Source organism: Mycobacterium sp. NGS24 (assembly GCF_059813065.1).
On record NZ_JCALDW010000001.1, the window covers coordinates 228026 to 249939 of the forward strand.

19 protein-coding genes are annotated in these 21914 nt (G+C 66.0%); 6 read left to right on the plus strand and 13 right to left on the minus strand.

Features of this window, described 5'->3' with window-relative positions:
* Positions 1-98: 98 nt before the first annotated feature.
* Both AC5Y6Y_RS01060 and AC5Y6Y_RS01065 read right to left on the minus strand, forming a co-directional pair.
* Positions 99-722, minus strand: a complete 624-nt coding sequence (locus AC5Y6Y_RS01060) for an MBL fold metallo-hydrolase (RefSeq protein WP_463824575.1) — start codon at positions 720-722, stop codon at positions 99-101.
* The gene (locus AC5Y6Y_RS01065; protein WP_463824574.1) at positions 722-1807 is read right to left on the minus strand and encodes an S-(hydroxymethyl)mycothiol dehydrogenase; all 1086 of its coding nucleotides are present in this window, start codon (positions 1805-1807) and stop codon (positions 722-724) included. The genes AC5Y6Y_RS01060 and AC5Y6Y_RS01065 overlap by 1 nt, the downstream gene beginning before the upstream one ends.
* A gap of 114 nt (positions 1808-1921) precedes the next feature.
* Between AC5Y6Y_RS01065 and AC5Y6Y_RS01070 the strand changes: the two genes are divergently transcribed.
* The 3 genes from AC5Y6Y_RS01070 to AC5Y6Y_RS01080 all read left to right on the plus strand — a co-directional run bounded on the left by AC5Y6Y_RS01070 (position 1922) and on the right by AC5Y6Y_RS01080 (position 4404).
* On the plus strand, positions 1922-2941 hold the full coding sequence (locus AC5Y6Y_RS01070; RefSeq protein WP_499929326.1) for a class I SAM-dependent methyltransferase: 1020 nt from the start codon (positions 1922-1924) through the stop codon (positions 2939-2941).
* Positions 2938-3777: a serine hydrolase domain-containing protein gene (locus AC5Y6Y_RS01075; protein WP_499929013.1), complete on the plus strand. Its 840-nt coding sequence runs from the start codon at positions 2938-2940 to the stop codon at positions 3775-3777. Before AC5Y6Y_RS01070 ends, AC5Y6Y_RS01075 begins: the two co-directional genes overlap by 4 nt.
* Positions 3778-3891: 114 nt before the next feature.
* The gene (locus AC5Y6Y_RS01080; RefSeq protein ID WP_499929015.1) at positions 3892-4404 is read left to right on the plus strand and encodes a DUF3145 domain-containing protein; all 513 of its coding nucleotides are present in this window, start codon (positions 3892-3894) and stop codon (positions 4402-4404) included.
* A 10-nt stretch (positions 4405-4414) separates the two neighbouring features.
* On the opposite strand, the gene AC5Y6Y_RS01085 is transcribed toward AC5Y6Y_RS01080, so the two are convergent.
* Genes AC5Y6Y_RS01085 through AC5Y6Y_RS01095 form a run of 3 tightly spaced genes read right to left on the minus strand, consistent with a single transcriptional unit; the run spans position 4415 to position 7489 of the window.
* Positions 4415-5041, minus strand: a complete 627-nt coding sequence (locus tag AC5Y6Y_RS01085; RefSeq protein WP_499929017.1) for an Rv2253 family sensor-like surface protein — start codon at positions 5039-5041, stop codon at positions 4415-4417.
* The gene (locus tag AC5Y6Y_RS01090) at positions 4959-5912 is read right to left on the minus strand and encodes a diacylglycerol kinase (protein ID WP_499929019.1); all 954 of its coding nucleotides are present in this window, start codon (positions 5910-5912) and stop codon (positions 4959-4961) included. The genes AC5Y6Y_RS01085 and AC5Y6Y_RS01090 overlap by 83 nt, the downstream gene beginning before the upstream one ends.
* A complete protein-coding gene (locus AC5Y6Y_RS01095) occupies positions 5909-7489 on the minus strand; it encodes an FAD-binding oxidoreductase (protein ID WP_499929328.1) in 1581 nt (526 codons plus the stop codon). Before AC5Y6Y_RS01095 ends, AC5Y6Y_RS01090 begins: the two co-directional genes overlap by 4 nt.
* A gap of 47 nt (positions 7490-7536) precedes the next feature.
* Between AC5Y6Y_RS01095 and AC5Y6Y_RS01100 the strand changes: the two genes are divergently transcribed.
* The 3 genes from AC5Y6Y_RS01100 to AC5Y6Y_RS01110 all read left to right on the plus strand — a co-directional run bounded on the left by AC5Y6Y_RS01100 (position 7537) and on the right by AC5Y6Y_RS01110 (position 11063).
* Positions 7537-8109, plus strand: coding sequence for a TetR/AcrR family transcriptional regulator (locus AC5Y6Y_RS01100; RefSeq protein ID WP_499922917.1), 573 nt, complete (start codon positions 7537-7539; stop codon positions 8107-8109).
* Positions 8109-9644: a glycerol-3-phosphate dehydrogenase/oxidase gene (locus AC5Y6Y_RS01105; protein ID WP_499929021.1), complete on the plus strand. Its 1536-nt coding sequence runs from the start codon at positions 8109-8111 to the stop codon at positions 9642-9644. The genes AC5Y6Y_RS01100 and AC5Y6Y_RS01105 overlap by 1 nt, the downstream gene beginning before the upstream one ends.
* A 102-nt stretch (positions 9645-9746) precedes the next feature.
* Positions 9747-11063, plus strand: coding sequence for an MFS transporter (locus tag AC5Y6Y_RS01110; RefSeq protein ID WP_463824921.1), 1317 nt, complete (start codon positions 9747-9749; stop codon positions 11061-11063).
* Between the two features lie 85 nt (positions 11064-11148).
* On the opposite strand, the gene AC5Y6Y_RS01115 is transcribed toward AC5Y6Y_RS01110, so the two are convergent.
* The 8 genes from AC5Y6Y_RS01115 to aceE form a co-directional block, all read right to left on the minus strand.
* The gene (locus tag AC5Y6Y_RS01115; RefSeq protein WP_499929023.1) at positions 11149-12015 is read right to left on the minus strand and encodes a type IV toxin-antitoxin system AbiEi family antitoxin; all 867 of its coding nucleotides are present in this window, start codon (positions 12013-12015) and stop codon (positions 11149-11151) included.
* Between the two features lie 181 nt (positions 12016-12196).
* Complete coding sequence (locus AC5Y6Y_RS01120; RefSeq protein WP_463824566.1) at positions 12197-13618, minus strand: acyl-CoA carboxylase subunit beta; 1422 nt, start codon at positions 13616-13618, stop codon at positions 12197-12199.
* A 70-nt stretch (positions 13619-13688) separates the two neighbouring features.
* Entirely contained in the window at positions 13689-14942 is a 1254-nt protein-coding gene (gene kasB, locus AC5Y6Y_RS01125; RefSeq protein WP_463824565.1) for a 3-oxoacyl-ACP synthase KasB, read from the minus strand.
* Between the two features lie 82 nt (positions 14943-15024).
* Complete coding sequence (gene kasA / locus AC5Y6Y_RS01130; protein ID WP_499929026.1) at positions 15025-16275, minus strand: 3-oxoacyl-ACP synthase KasA; 1251 nt, start codon at positions 16273-16275, stop codon at positions 15025-15027.
* Complete coding sequence (gene acpM / locus AC5Y6Y_RS01135) at positions 16272-16619, minus strand: meromycolate extension acyl carrier protein AcpM (protein ID WP_463824563.1); 348 nt, start codon at positions 16617-16619, stop codon at positions 16272-16274. Before acpM ends, kasA begins: the two co-directional genes overlap by 4 nt.
* Before the next feature lie 75 nt (positions 16620-16694).
* Positions 16695-17603, minus strand: a complete 909-nt coding sequence (locus AC5Y6Y_RS01140) for an ACP S-malonyltransferase (protein ID WP_463824562.1) — start codon at positions 17601-17603, stop codon at positions 16695-16697.
* Between the two features lie 140 nt (positions 17604-17743).
* Entirely contained in the window at positions 17744-19057 is a 1314-nt protein-coding gene (locus AC5Y6Y_RS01145) for a PucR family transcriptional regulator (RefSeq protein WP_499929028.1), read from the minus strand.
* A gap of 64 nt (positions 19058-19121) precedes the next feature.
* Entirely contained in the window at positions 19122-21911 is a 2790-nt protein-coding gene (gene aceE, locus AC5Y6Y_RS01150) for a pyruvate dehydrogenase (acetyl-transferring), homodimeric type (RefSeq protein ID WP_499929030.1), read from the minus strand.
* Between the last annotated feature and the right edge of the window lie 3 nt (positions 21912-21914).

Below are 21914 nucleotides of genomic sequence, written 5' to 3' on the forward strand. Positions count from 1 at the left end.
CCGAGCGCCGACGGTGTCCGGGTCGAAAGGCCGAAAACACTTGCGGCACTGCGAGATCCGTGGGCACTGACCGAACCCGAGTTCTGGGCGGAGAAACATCAATGTCCGCGGGCGACCCACTCCTCGTAATTGACGATCTCGTCGCCGATCGTCGTGTCGTCACCGTGACCGGTGTGCACCACGGTCTCGCCGGGTAGTGTGCCGAGCTGCTCGGAAATCGACTGCAGGATGGTGGGAAAACTCGAGTAGGAACGCCCGGTTGCGCCCGGTCCGCCGGAGAACAGCGTGTCGCCGCTGAACACCACGCCCAGATCGTGGGCGTACCAGCACACCGACCCGGGGGAGTGGCCGGGGGTGTGCAGGGCCCGCAGTTCCGTTCCGCTCACGGTCAACGTTTCGTCATCGGAGATGTCCCGAAATGCTTTGTCGGGGTGCGTCATTCGCCACAGCACTGCATCGGCTGGATGCAGCAGCACCGGTGCGTCGAGTGCTTCGCCGAGCTCTGGCGCCACAGTCACGTGGTCGTTGTGTCCGTGCGTGCACACCACCGCGATCACATGCCGGCCGTCGACCGCCTCCACGATCGGCGCTGCATCGTGCGCGGCGTCGAACACGATGACATTGGAGTTGTCGCCGACGAGCCAGATGTTGTTGTCGACTTCCCAGCTGCCGCCGTCGAGTTCGAAGGTGCCGTGGGTGACCACGCGATCGATGGAAACCACTACAGCACCACCACCGAGCGCAGAACCTTGCCACCATGCATCTTGTCGAAAGCCTCCTCGATGTCTTCTAACCCGATTCGTTCGGAGACAAACTTGTCCAGCGGCAGCCGGCCCTGCAGGAACAGATCGATCAGGGTGGGAAAGTCGCGCTCGGGCAGGCAGTCGCCGTACCACGACGACTTCAGCGACCCGCCGCGGGAGAAGAAGTCCACCAGCGGCATCTCCAGACGCATGTCGGGCGTCGGCACCCCCACCAGCACGACCGTGCCGGCCAGATCGCGCGCGTAGAAAGCCTGCTTCCACGTCTCGGGCCGGCCGACAGCGTCAATCACTACATTGACACCGAATCCGTCGGTCAGGTCTTGAATCGTCTCCACCACGTCCACCTCGCGGGCGTTCACGGTGTGGGTGGCACCGAACTCGCGCGCCCAATCCAATTTGGTGCTGTCGGTGTCCACCGCGATGATCGTTCGTGCACCGACCAGCGCGGCGCCGGCGATTGCCGCGTCTCCCACACCGCCGCAGCCGATCACCGCGACGGTGTCGTCGCGGGTCACCCCGCCGGTGTTGATCGCCGCGCCGATGCCGGCCATCACCCCGCAGCCCAACAGGCCGGCCACGGCAGGATCGGCGGCGGAGTCGACCTTGGTGCACTGGCCGGCGGCCACCAACGTCTTGTCGGCGAACGCCCCGATGCCGAGCGCGGGGGTCAGCTCGGTGCCGTCGGTGAGCGTCATCTTCTGCTCGGCGTTGAACGTGTCGAAGCACAGGTGCGGCCGCCCGCGCTTGCAAGCCCGGCACTGGCCGCATACCGCACGCCAATTCAGCACCACGAAATCACCCGGCTCGACGGCGGTGACGCCGGGGCCGACTGCCTCGACCGTGCCCGCTGCCTCGTGGCCGAGCAGGAACGGATACTCGTCGTTGATGCCGCCCTCGCGGTAAGTCAGGTCGGTGTGGCACACGCCGCAGGCCGTGATATCGACGACGACCTCGCCGGGTCCGGGGTCCGGAATGACGATGTCGACCACCTCGACGGGCTGGCCCTTTGACCGCGAAATCACGCCGCGCACTGTCTGACTCATGCGTTCAAACTACTGTCAGCCACCGGGTGCGGAGTACCCGGTGTGCGCCCACGCTGAGGTGTAGCGTCGCTGTGCGTGACGACAGCCGAAACCACGCAGGAATTCACCGAGCGGATGGTTGAGGTGATCGACAGCGCGGGACTGGCGATCCTGCTCAGCGTCGGCCACCAGACCGGACTGCTCGACGTCATGGCCGATTTGCCGCCCTCGACCAGCGCTCAGATCGCCGAGGCCGCCGGTCTCAACGAACGCTACGTCCGGGAATGGCTCGCCGGGATGACCACCGGGCACGTCGTCGAGTACGACCCCGTCGCGGCGACTTATCTGCTACCCGCGTCCCGCGCCGCGGCGTTGACCCGGGCTGCCGGCCTGAACAACATCGCCCGGGTCACCCAGTTCGTGTCGCTGCTCGGTGAGGTTGAACAGAAAGTCATCGACTGCTTCCGCTCCGGTGGCGGCGTGCCCTACCGCGAATATCCGCGGTTCCACAAGGTGATGGCCGAAATGAGTGGCGAGGTGTTCGACGGGGCCCTGATCGACGTGGTGCTCCCCATCGTCGAAGGCCTGCCGGAGCGGTTGCGCGCGGGCGCTGAGGTCGCCGACTTCGGCTGCGGCAGCGGCCACGCCGTCAATCTGATGGCGCAGGCATTCCCGGCCAGCCGCTGCACCGGAATCGACTTCTCCGAACAGGCCCTGGCCGCCGGCCGCGCCGAAGCCGAGCGGCTGGGCCTGGCCAACGTGAACTTCGAAAGCCACGACCTGACCCGGCTGGACAAGGTCGATGCCTACGACGTCATCACCGCCTTCGACACCATCCACGACCAGGCCCACCCGGCCCAGGTGCTGGCCAATATCTACCGGGCACTGCGCCCCGGCGGCGTCCTGCTGGTGGCCGACGTCAAAGCCTCCAGCCGACTGGAGGACAACGTGGGGGTACCGAGAAGCACGTACCTCTACACCGTTTCGACCATGCACTGCATGACTGTCTCACTGGCGCTCGACGGCGACGGGCTGGGCACTGCGTGGGGACATCAACTCGCCACGTCGATGTTGACCGATGCGGGATTCGGCGAGGTACAGGTGACCGAGATCGAGTCGGACCCGTTCAACATCTTCTACATCGCCCGTAAATGACCGCGGCCCTGGACGCGCTGGCCGACTGGCCCGTCCCGCACGCCGCCGCAGCGGTCGTCGGGCCGGACGGGGTGCTGGTGACGCACGGAGACACCGCGCGCGAGTTCGCGCTGGCGTCGGTGACCAAGCCGTTGGTGGCGCGCGCCGTGCAGATCGCTGTCGAGGAAGGCGTCGTCGACCTCGATACCGAAGCCGGACCGCCGGGGTCCACCGTGCGTCACCTACTCGCGCACGCATCGGGACTGGCCATGCTCACCGGCGATGTGCTGGCCAAACCCGGTGCCCGCCGGATCTACTCCAACTACGGGTTCGCGGTGCTGGCCGAGACGATCGAGCAGGAGTCGGGGATCGAGTTCACCCGTTACCTGACTGAGGCGGTGTGCGAACCGTTGGGCATGACCAGTACCCGGCTGGACGGTGGCGCGGCCGAGGCCGGGTTCGGGGCGGGTTCCACCGTCGATGATCTGGTGCTGTTCGCCGGCGACCTGCTGCGTCCGGCAACGGTGTCGGCGCAGATGCACGACGACGCGATCACCGTGCAGTTTCCCGGCCTCAACGGGGTGTTGCCCGGATACGGTTCCCAGCGCCCCAACGACTGGGGGTTGGGCTTCGAACTGCGGGACTCGAAGTCACCGCACTGGACGGGTGGGCGCAACTCGGCGCGCAGCTACGGCCACTTCGGTCAATCCGGCGGCTTCATCTGGGTGGATCCGGCGGCGGACGTAGCGCTGGTGGTGCTCACCGACCGGGACTTCGGGGACTGGGCGCTAGAGCTGTGGCCAGCGCTTTCCGACGCGGTACTGGCCGAGCAGGCCGCCGGGGAAAATGCACACTAGCGCAACATAGGCATCACAAGGCACAATAGACACGCAAGACACACGAATAATTGCTCTATCGAGTTCACCAGGTCGTTGGGGAAGACGTCCCTCGTGGAACCGAAGGAGCAAAACATGCGTGCGTCGAATCAGTTTGCCGACGTTACGGCCGGTGTGGTGTACGTGCACGCCTCGCCCGCGGCGGTGTGCCCACACGTGGAGTGGGCGTTGTCGTCGACCCTGCAGGCCAAGGCGAACCTGGTGTGGACCCCGCAGCCGGCCATGCCCGGGCAGTTGCGCGCTGTCACCAACTGGGTGGGGCCGGTGGGGACGGGGGCCCGGTTGGCGAACGCATTGCGCTCGTGGTCGGTGTTGCGGTTCGAGGTGACCGAGGATCCCAGTCCCGGCGTCGACGGCCACCGGTTCAGCCATACCCCGCAGCTCGGTTTGTGGAGCGGGACGATGAGCGCCAATGGCGACATCATGGTCGGGGAGATGCGACTGCGGACGATGATGGCCCAGGGCGCCGATACCCTTGCCGCTGAATTGGATTCGGTGCTGGGTACAGCCTGGGACGAAGCGCTCGAGGCGTATCGCGACGGCGGCGACAGCGGTGAAGTGACCTGGCTCAGCCGGGGCGTGGGCTAACAGCTCGCCCTCATCCGACCGGTGTTTCAACGGGTTTCGCCGACACCGGGATGTCGACGTTGCCCGCGCATGCGCCGCTGGCGATGTCGGTATGGAACACACCGGTGAGGATGCCGTATTGCCCCGGCGTGTACACCGTGATCGACTTTGCGGGAGCGTATTCGACGCTGCCGTCGGGCAGGAGGCAGTCCCACTTCCACGTCATTTCGCGCACCCACTGGGCCCCGTTCCAGGTGAATTCGACGGTCTTCGGCATGAATTCGCTCTTCGGTGGCGACGGGTTGATGACGGTGGCCATGCAGACACCCGCCGAGCAACTCGAGGTCAGGGAGACGGTGCTGCGGTGTGCAGATTCGTTCTGTCCGGCCGCAATGCTGGTGCCGGACTTCGCGTTTGCGCTGAGTACCATGACGTATTCACCGTTCCAGGACGCCACTTCGCCCGCCTGAGCCGCAGGCGCCAGGAATGGCGAGGCCAATACGGCTGCCGAACCGATCAACGCGGTCCTACCGAAACTCGACATGCCAGAGACTTCGCGTGCGGTGACCCGCTCGTTACACCTGCTTGGGTCGCAACACTTGCAGTGCGGCCGGCACCGCGCAGATCTCGGCGGGCAACGGGCAGGCGAAGTCCCCATCGGCGTAGACGTTGATGCCGGGGCACTCGACTTCCACGGTCTTGGCCCGGGCCGTCGTCACGTCGTCGAGTTGCACGTGGGTACCCTTGATGGCGGTCGGGAAGAAACGGATCAGCCTGGTGCGCGACTGCGATCTGACCATGGTCAGATCCAGCAGGCCGTCGCCGCGATCGGCGTTGGGGCAGATCAACATACCGCCGCCGTAGCTGCGGGTGTTGCCGAAGGCGGTCATGGTGAGGTCGGCCTCGATCTCCTGCCTGCCGTCGAGAACCAGCCGGAAAGGCAACAGGCGCAATTGGGACAGTTCGGCGAGCATCGCGAGGTAATACCGCATCCGGCCGTGCGGCCACGTCATCCGGTTGGCACGGTCGGTCACCAGCGAATCGAATCCCGTCGCCGCCACGGTACCGAACCACTTGACCGAGTCTCTACCGCCGCCACGACCTGTGATCCGGCCCAGGTCAACGGTTTCCGTGCACCCGGCTACCACGATGTCCGCCGCGGCCTCGGGATCCTTTGTCGGGATACCGAATTCGCGGGCATGGTCGTTGCCGGTGCCGGCCGGGACAATGCCCAACGGCACATCGCTCTCGGCGAGCACCTGCAGCGCATTGCTGATGACGCCGTCTCCACCGGTGACCACGACCGCATCGGTGCCCTTTTCGACGGCCGCGGCCAGCAGATACCGGGCGTCCTCGGCGTTCTCGCCGACGATCTCGATGACTTCCACACCGCGATGGTGTAACCGGGCGATCGCACGCTGCGACGCCTCGACGGCGGCGCCGTGCCCGGACAACGGATTGGTCAGCGCGGTGACCTTGTTGATCTCGCGCGTACCCAACCGGCCGATGGCCGGCTTGTCTCGGGTCATGGAATCAGCTTGCCCGGATTGAGGATTCCGGCGGGATCCAGGGTCGCTTTGATCGCGCGCAACAGCTCGACACCCAGCTCACCCACCTCGTCGCGCATCCAGGCCCGGTGGTCGGCACCAACCGCATGATGGTGAGTGATGGTTCCGCCGGTGGCCATGATGGCATCGCAGGCGGCCTTCTTGGCGGCCCACCACTGCTCGATCGGGTTGCCACGTTGCCCCGCGACCACGGTGAAGTACAGCGACGCACCCGTCGGATAGACGTGCGACACGTGGCACATCACCAGTGCGGGGCTGCCCGAGTCGGCCAGTGAATTCGTAATCGCTTCGGTGACAGCGGTTTTCAGCGCCGGGATATTGGACCAGTCGGTGGCGGTCTCCAGCGTCTCACACAGCGCGCCGGCGGCCAGCAGCGAATCGCGCAGGTACGGCGCGCTGAACCGACCGTGCTCCCAGGCCCGGGCGGGTTCGGCGCCCAGCGACGTGCCACCGTGGGCTTCCAGCAGAGCGCGGGTCTCGGCGTGCCGGCTTGCGGTGTGTTCTTCGGTTCCTTCGAACAGGGTCAGTCCCAGGCAGCCGCCGGTGTTCTGGTTTTCGCCGATCGTTTCATGGGTGGCCAGGCTGACACCCGTCTCGGCCTCGTCGGAGAGTCGCACGACGGTCGGTCCGGTGCCGGTCTGGGTGATGGCGCGCAACGCTGCGACGCCGGTGGCGAAGTCGGGGAACGACCAGGCCTCGTAGCGGGTGGTCTCGGGCACCCGGTGCACCCGCAACCGGACCTTGGTGATGACGCCCAGGGTGCCTTCCGAGCCGATCGCCAGCTGGCGCAGATCCGGCCCGGCCGCCGACGCCGCCACCCGGCCGAGATCCCAGGTGCCTACCGGTGTCACCATCCGCAAACCCAGGATCATGTCGTTGAACCGCCCGTAGCCGGCCGAATCCTGACCCGAAGACCGGGTCGCCGCGAAACCGCCGATGGTGGCGTACTCGAAACTCTGCGGAAAGTGTCCCAGTGAGAAGCCATGTTCACCCAGCAGGCGTTCGGCTTCCGGCCCCGTGACGCCGCCGCCCAGTTCGGCGATGCCCGACACTTCGTCGAGGGAGTGCAGCTCGTTGAACCGGCGCAGATCCAGCGAGATCACCGCGTTGAACCGACCGCGGGTGGGATCCAGCCCACCGGTGACGTTGGTGCCGCCGCCGAAGGGGACGACCGCGATGCCGTGGTCGGAGCAGTAGCGCAGTATTTCGGCGATCGAGTCGTCGTCGCCGGGCAGTAGCACCGCATCGGGCGCATCCTGGAGGCCCCGGTCTTTGCGGCGCAACATGTCGGGAGTGGACTTGCCGCCGGCCCGCAGCACCCGGTCGTGGTCCCCGGTGCGGAAGTACTCGGCGCCGACGATCTTGGCCAGGCCGTCCTGGTCAGCTTGCGTCAAGGCCGACGGGCGCAACCGAACCTCGTCGAGGCCGAGTTCGGATTCTTGCGAATCCTCAAGTCCGACAACCTGTTTGAGCATAGACCGGATTCCGTCTGAGAGCGGTTTGGCCGCCGCGGGATCCCCCCACGCGTTCCATTTCATCGGCGGAAGGTATTCCTCAGCGTGCGTCATGCGTTACAGTATTACACATGCTGTCAATGAGTAACGACTCCTCGGTGGATGCGGGGGATCGCATACTGGCGGCGGCGGCGAGCTGTGTGGTCGATTACGGCGCCGATCGGGTGACTCTGGCCGAGATCGCCCGGCGCGCCGGGGTGAGCCGCCCGACCGTGTATCGCCGCTGGCCCGACACGCAGTCGATCATGTCGACCTTGTTGACCAACCACATCACCGACGTGATGCGGGACGTGCCGTTCGACGGCGACGATCGTCAGTCTCTGGTGAGGCAGGTTGTCGCAGTGACCGACCGGCTGCGTCGAGACGACCTGATCATGTCGGTGATGCACTCCGAATTGGCGCGCGTCTACATCACCGAGCGACTGGGCACCAGCCAGCAGTTCCTGATCGAGGGACTGACGAAGCGACTGGAAGCAGCGCAGCAGGAGGGCAGCGTCCGCCCAGGCGATCCGCGCCAGTTCGCGACCATGATCCTGCTGATCGCGCAATCGACCATCCAGTCCGCCGACATCGTCAAACCCATCCTGGACGACGCAGCGCTTGCCACCCAGCTCACCTACACACTGAACGGATACCTGTCCTGATGCAGAACCTGACCGCGCTCAACGCCGCCCGACGAACCGGCGACCTACAGGCCCTCGCCGATGGTGCCGGGATCGACGTCGTGGTCATCGGCGGCGGCATCACCGGGACGGGTATCGCGCTGGACGCCGCGTCCCGGGGGTTGCGCACGGTGCTGGTGGAAAAGCACGACCTGGCGTTCGGCACCAGCCGGTGGAGTTCGAAGTTGGTGCACGGTGGTCTGCGTTACCTGGCCAGCGGCAACGTGGGCATCGCCCGCCGCAGTGCGGTCGAGCGGGGAATCCTGATGGCGCGCAACGCTCCTCACCTCGTGCACGCGATGCCGCAACTCGTCCCGCTGCTGCCGGCGATGAAACACTCCAACCGGGCGCTGGTCCGCGTCGGCTTCCTGGCGGGTGACGCGCTGCGAATATTGGCCGGAACCTCGTCGTCGACGCTGCCCCGGTCGCGCCGAATCTCGGCACGGCGGGTCGTGGAGCTGGCGCCGACGGTGCAGCAGGACGGTTTGGCGGGTGGCTTCCTCAATTACGACGGGCAATTGATCGACGACGCCCGGCTGGTCACCGCCGTCGCGCGCACCGCAGCGCAACACGGGGCGCGCATCCTGACCCATGTCGCGGCATCGGAGGCGACGGCCAACACGGTGCGGCTGACCGATCGGCGCAGCGGACAGTCGTTCGAGGTGCGCGCCGGGGCAGTGATCAACGCGGCGGGGGTATGGGGTGGCGACATCGACCCGGCGCTGACATTACGGCCAAGTCGCGGAACGCATCTGGTTTTCGATGCGGCTTCGTTCGGCAATCCGACAGCGGCGCTGACCATTCCGATACCGGGTGAACTCAACAGATTTGTGTTCGCGATGCCCGAGCAACTCGGCCGCATCTACCTCGGACTGACTGACGAGGACGCGCCCGGCCCGATTCCCGATGTGCCACAACCTTCTTCGCAGGAAGTTTCGTTCCTGCTGGACACGGTGAACACCGCACTGGGGACCAAGGTCGCGCCGTCCGACGTCATCGGGTCCTATGCCGGTCTGCGGCCGCTGATCGACACCGGCGGCGGCAGAACCGCAGATGTGTCGCGCGACCATGCCATTTTCGAGTCACCGAGCGGAGTGGTCAGCGTGGTTGGCGGCAAGCTGACCGAATACCGGTACATGGCAGAGGATGTGCTGAACCGGGCGATCAGCGTGCGAAACCTGCACGCCGGTCCGTGCCGCACGCGCAACTTGCCGCTGATCGGCGCCCCCACCAACCCGGGCCCGGCCGGACCCGGTGCTGGACTGCCGAAATCGCTGGTGGCGCGCTACGGAGCCGAGGCGGCGAACGTCGTCTCGACCGCCACGTGTGAGCGGCCAACCGAACCGGTTGCCGAGGGGATCGACGTGACCCGGGCCGAGTTCGAGTACGCGGTGACGCACGAGGGTGCGCTCGGTGTCGACGACATCCTGGATCGGCGCACCCGGATCGGTCTGGTGCCACGCGACCGCGCGAAGGCACTGGCGGTTGCGCAGGAGTTCCTGGCAGCCGTGGACTAGCGGGTTCAATCCCGCGCGGTTCGGGTACGAAAGGTTTCGATGAAGACCTCCGGGAGCCGCCGATGGTCGCGCGACGAGATCACCGTCACCGATCCGGCTGCGATGAAGCAGGCCATCACGGGCACCGCGATCGGAAACGTGATGGAGTGGTACGACTTCGGGGTCTACGGCTATATAGCCACCACGATCGCGCAGGTGTTCTACCCCGGCAACAGTGTCAGCGCGGTGCACCTGCTGGCCACGTTCGGCACCTTGGCAGCAGCGTTCGTGGTACGTCCGATCGGCGGCATGATCTTTGGTCCGCTCGGCGACCGGATCGGGCGCAAGCGGGTGCTGGTGATCACGATCCTGATGATGACGGCCGGTACGACGATGAGCGGTCTACTTCCGGGTTACAGCGCGATCGGCATCTGGGCGCCGATATTGCTTATCGTCGCCCGGGTGTTTCAGGGGCTGTCCACCGGTGGCGAATTCGTCGGCGCGATGACCTATCTGGTGGAGCAGGCACCGGACCGCAAGCGCGGCATGCTGGTCGGTTTCCTGCCGTTGGGCAACTTGATCGGTTTCGTGTTCGCCGGATTCCTGGTGACCGGGCTGCAGGCCTGGCTGCCTGAGGACGACTGGCTGGCCTGGGGTTGGCGGGTTCCACTGCTGCTGGCCGCGCCGCTGGGTTTGATCGCGCTGTACATGCGGCTGCGGTTGGACGAATCCCCGGCATTCAAGCAACTGAACGAGCGCGCGGAAGCCACGGAAGAAGGCAGCCAGTTCCGTCGCACCGTGGTGGAGCAATGGCGGCCGATGCTGATCTGCGCCGCGCTGGTGCTGACGTCGCAAGTCGCCGATTTCATGGTGACCGGCTACCTGCCGACTTACCTGAAAACCGTTGTGCACGTTAGTGAAACAGCCGCACTGGTGATGATCGTGACTACCCTGGCGATTTTGATGGCGACCATCGTGTTGGTCGCCCGGTTGTCTGATCGGATCGGCGTCAAACCCATCATGCGGACAGGCTGCGTCCTGTTGATCGTGGCCTCGATCCCTGCGTTTCTGCTGATGCGCTCCGGCGGCATTTATCCGGTGATCTTCGGCGGCGTGCTGTTGGTCGGACTGATGGAACTGTGTTTCGACAGCACGACGCCGTCGGCTCTGCCCGCGCTGTTTCCCACCAAGGTGCGCTACGGCGCGCTGGCCATCTCCTACAACCTGTCGATATCCACCGTCGGTGGCATCACGCCGCTGATCGCCCAAGCGCTCATATCCAGCACCGGCGACACGATGGTGCCGGCCTACATGCTGATGGCCGCGGGGTTGGTGGGTGTGATCACTCTGCTGTTCACCCCGGAAGTCGCCGGCAAACCGCTGCCCGGCTCCGGTCCGTCGGTCGAGACCGAGGAAGAGGCCCGCGCGCTGGTGGGTTAGCCCCTTTTGGCGAGCAGACGCAGAATCGCACGACGCGGGTACCCCGCGTGCGATTCTGCGTCTGCTCGGCGAGGCTGGGGCCCCTTCAGCTGGCGATTTCTGCGCGTCTCAGGTGACTAGCGATGCGCTCGACCATGCGGCGCGGTTGGCGCCGGACGTCGGTGATCACGATCGGGACAATCGTCCACCCGACCTCCTGGATCCCCGCGGAGCGCACCTTGTCGTTGAGCATCTCGGTGCGCCCTGCATGCCAGTCGATACTCTCGTACTCGGCCGCGACCCGCGCTTGCGGCCAAGCAAAGTCGACTCGCCACAGTTCGCCGTCGCGACCGTAGATCGGATATTGAAGTTCGGGAACCGGCAGCCCGTTGTCGATCATGGCCAACCGAGCTTCACTTTCCATTGCCGATTCGGCGCGTCCATCGGTGAAGGGCAGTAGTTCGCGCACCGCGACGATGCCTCGGCGCCCGCGCTGTTCGGCGACGGCGATCTCAATTTCGTTGCGCGTGCACTGTTTTGAGTGCAATGCGGCATCCAGAGTCGCTAGAGCTCGCGGCCGGCGTAGTTGCCTTGCGACCTCGACGGCTGTCCAGGCGGGGGCGGTTGCCAGACGTCCTGCGACCGAATCCAATCGGGCGCCGTGGCGTTGATGAACCATCAGACCGACGGTGGGACGCATTCGCACGCCAGGATCGAGAACGTGTATCGCGACAGTGTTTTCGGTGTCGAACCCGTATAACGCCGCTGCTGTGCCCAAGCATGGGACAGCTTTCCGTCCCATAAACATGTCAAGTGCTGCCAGGCGGCCCAACAGATCTGGCTGCTGTGCTGCGTAGACGCCGTACCACAAGCGAACGAGTCCGCCATTCTTGACTTGCACATCAAGCTGTTGGCGAGTCATGACCGTCAGCAGTTGTTTAGTGGTGGCGAACCCGCCTGATCTTTCGAGCAAGCGATATCGCCTCGGAGTGCACAGCGAAAGCCTGAGGCAGCCGTTTCGCGAGAGCCAGTCACCGCTGGGGATTGCTGGTGAGCAGACGCAGAATCGCACGTTTTCACCGGAAAACGTGCGATTCTGCGTCTGCTCGCGGGAGAGGCGGGAGTGGCGGGAGTGGCGGGGGAGGCGGGGGAGTTTACAGCGGGATGTTCTTGTGCCGACCGCGGCGAGCGGGGGCCTGGGCCAGCGCCTCAGTGAGCTTGCTGCGGGTGTGCGACGGGTCGATCTTCTCGTCCACCACACCGATGTCGATCGCGCTGTCCACCCCACCGGCGATGCGCTCGTGCTCGGCGGCCAGCTCGTTGTGCAGCGCCTCGCGCTCGTGCTCCGGCGCGGCGGCCAGCTTGCGCTTGTGCAGGATGCCGACGGCTGCCTTCGCCCCCATGACCGCAACCTCAGCGTCGGGCCAGGCGAACACCTTGGTGGCGTTCAGCGAGCGGGAGTTCATCGCGATGTAGGCCCCGCCGTAGATCTTTCGCGTGACCAGGGTGACCCGCGGCACGGTGCACTCACCGAACGCGTGCAGCAGCTTGGCGCCGCGGCGGACCACGCCACCCCACTCCTGGTCGACACCGGGAAGGTAGCCCGGCACGTCCACGATAACCACCAGCGGAATGCCGAATGCATCGCACAACCGCACGAAACGCGCTGCCTTCTCGGCACTTTCGGAGTTCAGGCAGCCGCCCAGCCGCAGCGGATTGTTGGCGATCACACCCACCGTCCGGCCCGACAACCGGCCGAGCCCAACGACGATGGACGGTGCCCACTTGGCCTGGAACTCGGCGAACGGCGCGTTGTCGTCCAGGATCGCGGTCACGATCGGATGCACGTCGTAGGCGCGACGGGCCGACTCCGGCAGCAGCGCTTTGATGTCGGTGTCGCCTGCTTCGGCCTTGCTGCGGTCGAAATGCCCTTGCTGGCAGAACAATCCGACCAGCTCGCGACCACGCTGATAAGCGTCGAGTTCGTCGTCGGCGACGATGTGGCACACGCCGGACTTCTTGTGGTGTGTCTCCGGACCGCCCAACGACGCCATGTCGACGTCCTCGCCGGTGACACTGCGCACCACGTCGGGGCCGGTGACGAACACCCGGCTCTCCGGAGCCATCACGATCACATCGGTCAGGGCCGGACCGTAGGCGGCACCGCCGGCGGCGAAGCCGACGACTACCGAGATCTGCGGAATGTAACCCGACGCCCGGATCATCGCTTCGAACACCGTGCCGACCGCGTGCAGCGCCCGCACACCCTCGGCCAGCCGGGCACCGCCGGAGTGCCAGATGCCCACGATCGGGCTCTGCTCTTCGATGGCGGTGTCATAGGCGTTGACGATGTGCTGGCAACCCTCGGTGCCCATGGCGCCACCCATCACGGTTCCGTCGGTGCAGAACGCGATGGTGCGGACACCGTTGACCGTCCCCGCCGCAGCGAGCAGACCGGACCGGTCCCGCTCGTGCAGCAGTTCCACGCTGCCGTCGTCGAAGAAGTTGTTCAGACGCAACAGCGGATCGCGAGGGTCGAGCGACTCGCCAACCGCCTCGGGGGCCATGATTGTCATCGCGGGTCTCCTAGTCTCCGGGTGATGCTCTGTTTATCCGACGAAGCTTGGCGTTTCCTTGAGGTGCCGATCAGTAGCGCCCGAAGGCGATCGCCACGTTGTGACCGCCGAATCCGAACGAGTTGTTGATCGCGTAGTTGAAGTTGCCCGACCGCGGCTTGCCGGCCACCACATCCAGATCGATCTCCGGATCCTGGTTGACCAGGTTCAACGTCGGTGGAATCACCTGGTCCCGCAACGCCAGCACGGTCAAGATGGACTCCACCGCGCCGACCGCGCCCACCGAGTGGCCGAGCGCACCCTTGGGTGCGAAGACCGCCGGCCGGTGGCTGCCGAGCGCGTTGTTGATGGCCTTGCCCTCCGCCACGTCACCGACTTGAGTGCCGGTGGCGTGCGCGTTGACGTGGCCGATGTCGGCCGGGGTGAGACCCGCCAGCTGGATCGCCCGCGAGATCGCATGCCCCGCGCGAACGCCGTTGGGGTCAGGCGCCACCATGTGGAAGCCGTCCGAGGTGATGCTGGCCCCCATGATGCGGGCCAGGATGTTCGCCCCGCGCGCCTTGGCGTGCTCCTCGGTCTCGATCACCATCAGCGCAGCCGCCTCGCCGAACACGAACCCGTTGCGGTCTTTGTCGAACGGCCGACACGCACCGGCCGGATCGTCGTTGTTGGTGGACAGCACGATGCGCATGTTGGCGAAGCCGGCGATCGGCACCGCCTCGATCTTGGTTTCCACGCCGCCGCAGATCGCCATGTCGGCTTCGCCGAGCACAATCTGCTGCCACGCGTGCGCGATGCCCTCGGCGCCGGACGCGCACGCCGAGATCGTCGTCATCACCCCGGCCTTGGCCTGCCGTTCCAGGCCCACCGCCGCGGCGGCCCCGTTGGGCATGTACTTCTGCACCGTCAACGGAGAGACCGCCCGGAAGCCGCGCGTGCGCATCTCGTCGTAACCGAAAACCAGCTCCTCGGCCGAGCCCAGGCCGGTGCCGATGGAGACCATCAACCGGTTGGTGTCGACTTCCGGCGAACCGGCGTTCTCCCACACCCGCCGGCCCATGATGGTGGACATCCGCTGCAGGTAGCCCGTGCGACGCAACTCGATTCGCGTCAGTTGGTCGTCAAATGACTCCAACAGGTGTCCGCCGATCCGGACCGGCAGGTCGAACTCCTCGACGAACGAATCCTCGAGGGTGCGAATGCCACTTTGGCCGTCGAGCAAACACTTCCAGGTGTTCTCGGCGTCGGTTGCCAAGGCGGTCGTCATGGCAATGCCGGTAACGACCACATTCGGGAATGATTTCCCGGTAACCAGCTCTGTCATGGCCTGTGCCACTGTTCCTTCCGTGCTAATGGTGATCGCGAGCCCGGCCGTGCCGGGACACGCGACTCACCACTATTCAGCTTCAGTAGCGCCCAAACGCGAGCGCCACGTTGTGACCGCCGAACCCGAACGAGTTGTTGATGGCGTAGCGGTACTCGCCGTAGCGAGGCTCACCCGCGACTACATCAAGGTCGATCTCCGGGTCGGGGGTCTCGTAATTGAGTGTCGGTGGGATGACACCGTCCCGAAGGGTCAGCACCGTGAGCGCCGATTCGAGCGCGCCGACGGCGCCGATCGAGTGCCCGAGCGCCGATTTCGGCGCATAAACTGCGGCCTTCTCGCAACCGGCTACCCGGATTGCGTTGGCCTCTGCCGCGTCACCGATCGGTGTCGCGGTTCCGTGCGCATTGACGTGGTCGATGTCGTCGGGGGACAAGCCCGCCAGCTCCATCGCACGCTGCATCGCCCGGCCGGCGCGTACACCGTCGGCAGCGGGCGCCACCATGTGGAAGGCGTCCGAGGTGATACCGGCACCCATCAACCGGGCCAGCGGCTTGGCGCCGCGAGCCTTGGCGTGCTCCTCGGTCTCGATGATCATCAGTGCCCCGGCCTCGCCGAACACGAAGCCGTCCCGGTCCTTGTCGAACGGTCGCGACGCGCGCTCTGGCTCGTCGTTACGCGTCGACATGGCCCGCATCATCGAGAACGCCGCGATGGGCAGCGCCTCGATGGGCCCTTCGACCCCGCCGCAGACGGCGAAATCCGCATCGCCCATGACGATTTGGCGCCACGCGTGGGCGATGGCCTCCGAACCCGAGGAACAGGCTGACACCGGAGTGATCACCCCGCCACGCGCCCCGAGCTGCAGGCCCACCACCGCCGCGGCGCCGTTGGGCATGATCATCTGAACGGCGAGCGGCGACACCTTGCGGGGGCCGCCCTCGTTCATCAGGTCGTAGCTCTCCACGATCCGCTCGGCGCCACCCAGGCCGGTGCCGACCACGACGCTGAAGCGATCGGGATCGACCTCGGGTGCGCCCGCGGTCTCCCACAGCTGCCCGCTGAGCAATTTGGCCAGCCGCTGAACGTACGACATGCGCCGCAGGTCGAGACGTCCCATGTGGGTGTCGACGGGTTCCTTCAGGTGCCCACCGATTTTGGCCGGTAGGTCCCATTTGGTGACGAACTCGTCTTCGAGGACGTGGATGCCGCTCTCGCCGGCTAACAGACCCTTCCACGTGCTCTCGATGTCCGGCGCGACCGATGTCGTCGCCGCGACGGCGGTTACCACAACGCTGGGGTAACCGCCATTAGCAGTGGAAGGCTTGGTCACTTGCTGTCCGCTTCCAGCCTGGACTTGACGTTGGCGACCGCCTCGGGGTTCTCGGTCTCCAGCTTGGCGCGCAGCGCCTCGGCGGCCTCGGGGTTCTCTTCCTCGAGCTTCTGGATGTAGGCGACGACGTCACCGACGGTACGCAGACCGGCGAGGTCCTCGTCCGGGATCTTCACGCCGTACTTGTCCTCGGTCTGCACAGCGATCTCGACCATCGACAGCGAGTCGATGTCCAGGTCGTCGACGAACGACTTCTCCGGGGTGACCTCGGAGGGCTCGATGCCGGTGACCTCTTCGATGATCTCGGCGATACCGGCGATGATTTCTTCCTGACTGACGGCCACAGTTAGTTCCCTTCGTAATATGTTGTGTGTAAACCGATTTGACGTGCTGTTGATTCTTCTGGCGGGAGCGGGCGGCTAGAGATTCGCCAGCTCGTCCAGATCTGCGGGTGACTTGACGGCTCGCGTCGGAACCCCCCGAAGTTCGCGTTTGGCGATCCCGGTCAGAGTGCCCGCGGGCGGGAACTCCACGATCGCCGTGACTCCGTGCTGACCGAGAGTCGCGGTGCACAGATCCCAGCGCACCGGCCGGGTCAGTTGAGAAACCAGGGACGACATCGCCGCGGCGGCGTCGGCGACCGGCTTGCCGTCGTAGTTGGACAACAGCACGGTGGTGGGCTCGGCGGTGGCGATGCCGGCTGCGGCTGCGGCGTACCCGTCCAGGGCCGGAGCCATGAACTCGGTGTGGAAGGCGCCGGCGACACCCAGCGCGCGCACCCGGGCCTTGGCCGGCGGGTCCTCGGCGAGTTTCTCCAGTGCGGTCAACCGTCCGGCCGCGACAATCTGACCGGCGGCGTTGCGATTGGCCGGGACCAGGTCGAGTTGGTCGAGTCGGGTGAGCACCTCGGTCTCGTCGCCGCCGAGCACCGCGGACATCCCCGTCGGTTCGGCGGCACAGGCCTTGGCCATCTCCGCGCCACGGGTGGCGGCCAGCATGACGGCGTCATCGGCGGCCAGTACGCCGGCGATGGCGTAGGCGGCGATCTCTCCCACGGAGTGACCCGCCACGATGGTGTCCTGGCCGGCGAGCAGCCCGCGCCTGGTCAGCTCCTGGTGAGCGAGCAGCGTGGCCGCCACGATCAACGGTTGGGCGATCGCGGTGTCAGTGATTTCCTCGGTCGACGCGGTGGTACCCAGCCGTGCCAGGTCCAGGCCGCTGGCCTTCGACCAGGCGGCGATCTGGTCTGCGGCGCCGGGTAGTTCCAACCACGGCGACAGCATTCCCTCGCTCTGGGAGCCCTGTCCGGGCGCAAGCAATGCAATCACGTGTCTAAGAGAACACTGTGAAGACGCTTTTACGGGGTGTAACAGATTATGAACCTCGTCTTAGGTTTTTGTATACCTCCTACAAAATAGCTCCGTAAGCTACATGTTTGAGACACACCCGCGATCTGTTGGCTAAATCACTATCGGCCGGAAGGCGCGACAATACCCGCTCTGACCGGGGACGGAAGCGGCGGGATGGAAATAGTGGTGGCGCCAGCGGGATGCGTTGGATAGTTCAGCTGGCCCACCGTCGCCGCCACGCGCAGCACGTACGCATCCCGTGGTTGGGTGGGATCGCGGCCGGTGAAGTCGGTGATCCGCTTCAATCGGTACCGCACCGTGTTTGGATGAACGAACAACTTCCTGGCACAGGCCTCAATCGCGCCGCCGGAATCTAAGAAAGCGTCCAAGGTTTCGACGAGGGTGGGTCCGGCGTCGGCCAGCGGGCGCATGACATCGGTGTGCAGGGCCACGATCGACGATGCGTCCCCCATCAAGGCCCGCTCAGGCAGCAGCTCACGGGCCAGAACGGGGCGCGGCGCACCACGCCAGCCGGCGACGGCGTTCATCCCGGAGATGGCCTCGCTGGCGCTGTGGTAGGCCGCGGTCAGCATCGGTGCGGTCGGGCCGATCACCACCGGGCCGTCGGAGAACGCCTCCAGAAGTTCCTTCAAGAACTTGTCGGTGGGGGTCAACTGACCGGAGACGATGGCCACCAGCCAGGTGCCGTGCACGTCGGTGAGGGCCGCCCGGCCGTGTCGGGCGGCGATGTCGCGGACGTCCTGGCTGGCCCGCTCGCTGTCGCTGTCGACCCCGTCGCGGCCGGGTCCCGGAGTGCCCACCACCACCGTGGCCGGTGCGGTGGTGTCCCAGTTCAGCGCGGCGGCTCTGGACAGCAGTTCGGGGCCGGTGTCCCCGCGCACAATGGCGTCGACGACGCTGGCCTCCATCCGGCTGTCCCAGGCGCCACGCGCCTCGGCGGCGTCGGCGTAGGCGGTGGCGGCGGTGAAGGCCAGATCGCGGCTGTACTTCAGGATGCCCACGGTCAGCGCGGTCAGCTGCTCTTCGGAGCGGGCCAGCAGCGGCACCACTTCTTCGAAGAACTCCATGGTGACCCGCACCATGTCCACGGTGTGGCGCAGCGCGATGCGCCTGGTCAGGTCCTGCGGGACCAGCTCGAAGGCCTGTGCGGTGTAGCTGACGTTGCTGTGCGGGTCCTGCATCCACTCGACGAAGTTGACCACCGCCGTCTGCACCACCAGCGCGACGCTGGCGCGCTGCGAGGCTTCCAGGTCGGCGAAGAACGGCAGCCGCTCGTGCATGGCCGAAACGGCCTCGGTGGACAGCCTTCCCGAATACTGCTTCAACCGCCGCAGCAGCGAGTCCGGCACGGCGTCCAACATCTCCAGTGGTGACTTCGGGCGCTCCCGCGGGGCGGACTGTTTGTCGTCCATCCCTAAAAGCTACGCCGCTTTTCTGGAAGGTTCCCCCAATGGCCGGCGCGACGTTCCGGCGGGCTCAGGCCACGCCGGGATCGGAGGTCTGCTCCGGAGCGGCCAGGACGTCGTCGATCTTGTACTGCTTGGCGGCCTTCACCGCCACCGACTGGTCGATCTCGCCGTCGCGGGCCAGCGCTTCGAGCACCGCGACCACCTGCGATTCGGCGTCGGTGTTGTAGTAGCGGCGCGCCGCAGGCCGGGTGTCGGAGAACCCGAACCCGTCCGTGCCCAAGGTGACGTACGTGCCCGGCACCCAGGGCCGGATCTGTTCGGGGACCGCGCGCATCCAGTCCGACACCGCGATCACCGGGCCGCGGCAGTCGGCCAGCACCTTGGTCACATAGGCCTCGCCCGGCGGCTGGTCCGGATTACGCAGCCGGTGTTTCTCCACGGCGACGCCGTCGCGGTTCAGCTCGCCCCAGCTGGTCACCGACCACACGTCGGCGGCCACGTCCCACTCCTCGGCGAGCATCTCGGCCGCCTTCAGCGCGTCCGGCATCGCCACCCCGGACACCAGGATCTGCGCACTGCTGCCGAGTTCTTCCTTGGCGGCGCGGTAACGGTAGATGCCCCGCAGCAGGCCGTCGGGGTCGAAATTCTCCGGTTCTGGCGGCTGGGCGTAGGGCTCGTTGTAGAGCGTGATGTAGAAGTACACGTTCTTCGGGTTCTTGCCGAACATCCGCTCCAGACCGCTCTCCACGATGTAGGCGATCTCGTAGGCGAACGCCGGGTCGTAGGACACCACCGCCGGGTTGGTGGCGGCCAGCAGCAACGAATGGCCGTCGGCGTGTTGCAGGCCCTCGCCCACCAGCGTGGTGCGTCCGGCGGTGGCGCCCAAGGCAAACCCGCGAGCCATCTGGTCGGCCGCCGCCCACAGACCGTCGCCGGTGCGCTGGAACCCGAACATCGAATAGAAGATGTAGACCGGGATCATCGGCTCGTTGTGCGTGGCGTACGACGTTCCGGCCGCGGTGAACGAGCCCACCGAGCCGGCTTCGTTGATGCCCTCGTGCAGGATCTGGCCGACTTCGCTTTCCTTGTAGGCCAGCATCAATTCGGCGTCGACGGCGGTGTACAGCTGGCCGTTGCGGTTGTAGATCTTCAGCGACGGGAACCACGAGTCCATCCCGAAGGTGCGCGCCTCGTCCGGAATGATCGGGACGATACGCTTCCCGATTTCCTTGTCGCGCAACAGTTCTTTGAACGTCCGCACCAGCGCCATGGTGGTGGCGACTTCTTGTTTGCCCGACCCCTTCTTCAGCGCCTTATAGGTGTCGCGACCCGGCAGCGTCAGCACCTTGGCCTTGGTGCGGCGCTCGGGCACGAAGCCGCCGAGGGTGCGGCGACGGTCCAGCAGATAGCGGATCTCCGGGGCGTCCGGACCCGGGTGGTAGTACGGCGGCAGGTACGGGTCCTCTTCGAGTTTGTCGTCACTGATCGGGATGCGCATCGAGTCGCGGAACCGCTTGAGGTCTTCCAGCGCGAGTTTTTTCATCTGGTGGGTGGCGTTGCGGCCCTGGAAGTGGGCGCCCAGCGAATAACCCTTGATGGTCTTGGCCAGGATCACCGTGGGCTGGCCCTTATGGGTCAGAGCCGCGTGGTAGGCGGCATAGACCTTGCGGTAGTCGTGCCCGCCGCGCTTGAGGTTCCAGATCTCCGAGTCGCTCATATTCTCGACCAGCGCCTTGGTGCGCGGGTCGCGGCCGAAGAAGTGGTCGCGCACATAGGCGCCGTCGTTGGCCTTGTACGTCTGATAATCGCCGTCCGGGGTGCTGTTCATCAGATTCACCAGCGCACCGTCGCGGTCGGCGTGCAGCAGGGCATCCCACTCGCGGCCCCACACCACCTTGATCACATTCCAGCCGGCGCCGCGGAAGAACGATTCCAGCTCCTGGATGATCTTGCCGTTGCCGCGCACCGGACCGTCGAGGCGCTGCAGGTTGCAGTTGATGACGAACGTGAGGTTGTCCAGGCCCTCCAGCGCACCTACGTGGGCCAGGCCGCGGCTTTCCGGCTCGTCCATCTCCCCGTCGCCCAGGAAGCACCAGACGTGCTGATCGGAGGTGTCCTTGATGCCGCGGTCGTGCAGGTAGTGGTTGAACCGGGCCTGGTAGATGGCATTGAGCGGCCCGAGTCCCATCGACACCGTCGGAAACTCCCAGAAGTCGCTCATCAGCCGTGGGTGCGGATAGGACGGCAGCCCGCCGCCGGCGTGGCTGTGTTCCTGGCGGAAGCCGTCGAGCCGGTCTTCGCTGAGCCGGCCCTCGAGGTAGGCGCGGGCGTAGATGCCGGGGGAGGCGTGTCCCTGGATGAACACCTGGTCGCCGCCACCGAGGTGCGACTTGCCGCGGAAGAAATGGTTGAAACCGACCTCGTAGAGCGCGGCCGAGGACGCATACGTGGAAATGTGACCGCCGACGCCAACCCCCGGCCGTTGCGCGCGGTGCACCATGATCGCCGCGTTCCATCTGATCCAGGCCCGGTAGCGCCGTTCGACGTCCTCGTCGCCGGGAAACCACGGCTCCAGCTCGGTCGGGATCGTGTTGACGTAGTCGGTTGAGGTGAGCGCCGGGATGGAGACCCGCTGCTCGCCGGCCCGTTCCAACATTCGCAGCATCAGATAACGCGCCCGTGCCGGTCCCGAACGCACCAGCAATTCGTCGAAAGACTCCAGCCACTCCGAGGTTTCCTCGGGATCGATATCGGGCAGATAGGACGCCACCCCTTCGCGGATCACCCGAACGCGATCGGGTTCGCTTGTGCTGCTTGAGGTTTTGGCCAGATCGTTGCGGGCGAACTCGGTGGTCAACGC

Bases quoted from the DNA above. Each gene is read 5' to 3' on its own strand.
- AC5Y6Y_RS01065 (WP_463824574.1), bottom strand. From the start codon at position 1,807: ATGAGTCAGACAGTGCGCGGCGTGATTTCGCGGTCAAAGGGCCAGCCC.
- AC5Y6Y_RS01070 (WP_499929326.1), top strand. From the start codon at position 1,922: ATGGTTGAGGTGATCGACAGCGCGGGACTGGCGATCCTGCTCAGCGTC.
- AC5Y6Y_RS01075 (WP_499929013.1), top strand. From the start codon at position 2,938: ATGACCGCGGCCCTGGACGCGCTGGCCGACTGGCCCGTCCCGCACGCC.
- AC5Y6Y_RS01080 (WP_499929015.1), top strand. From the start codon at position 3,892: ATGCGTGCGTCGAATCAGTTTGCCGACGTTACGGCCGGTGTGGTGTAC.
- AC5Y6Y_RS01085 (WP_499929017.1), bottom strand. From the start codon at position 5,041: ATGGGGACTTCGCCTGCCCGTTGCCCGCCGAGATCTGCGCGGTGCCGG.
- AC5Y6Y_RS01090 (WP_499929019.1), bottom strand. From the start codon at position 5,912: ATGACCCGAGACAAGCCGGCCATCGGCCGGTTGGGTACGCGCGAGATC.
- AC5Y6Y_RS01095 (WP_499929328.1), bottom strand. From the start codon at position 7,489: ATGAAATGGAACGCGTGGGGGGATCCCGCGGCGGCCAAACCGCTCTCA.
- AC5Y6Y_RS01100 (WP_499922917.1), top strand. From the start codon at position 7,537: ATGCTGTCAATGAGTAACGACTCCTCGGTGGATGCGGGGGATCGCATA.
- AC5Y6Y_RS01105 (WP_499929021.1), top strand. From the start codon at position 8,109: ATGCAGAACCTGACCGCGCTCAACGCCGCCCGACGAACCGGCGACCTA.
- AC5Y6Y_RS01110 (WP_463824921.1), top strand. From the start codon at position 9,747: ATGAAGCAGGCCATCACGGGCACCGCGATCGGAAACGTGATGGAGTGG.
- AC5Y6Y_RS01120 (WP_463824566.1), bottom strand. From the start codon at position 13,618: ATGACAATCATGGCCCCCGAGGCGGTTGGCGAGTCGCTCGACCCTCGC.
- kasB (WP_463824565.1), bottom strand. From the start codon at position 14,942: ATGACAGAGCTGGTTACCGGGAAATCATTCCCGAATGTGGTCGTTACC.
- AC5Y6Y_RS01145 (WP_499929028.1), bottom strand. From the start codon at position 19,057: ATGGACGACAAACAGTCCGCCCCGCGGGAGCGCCCGAAGTCACCACTG.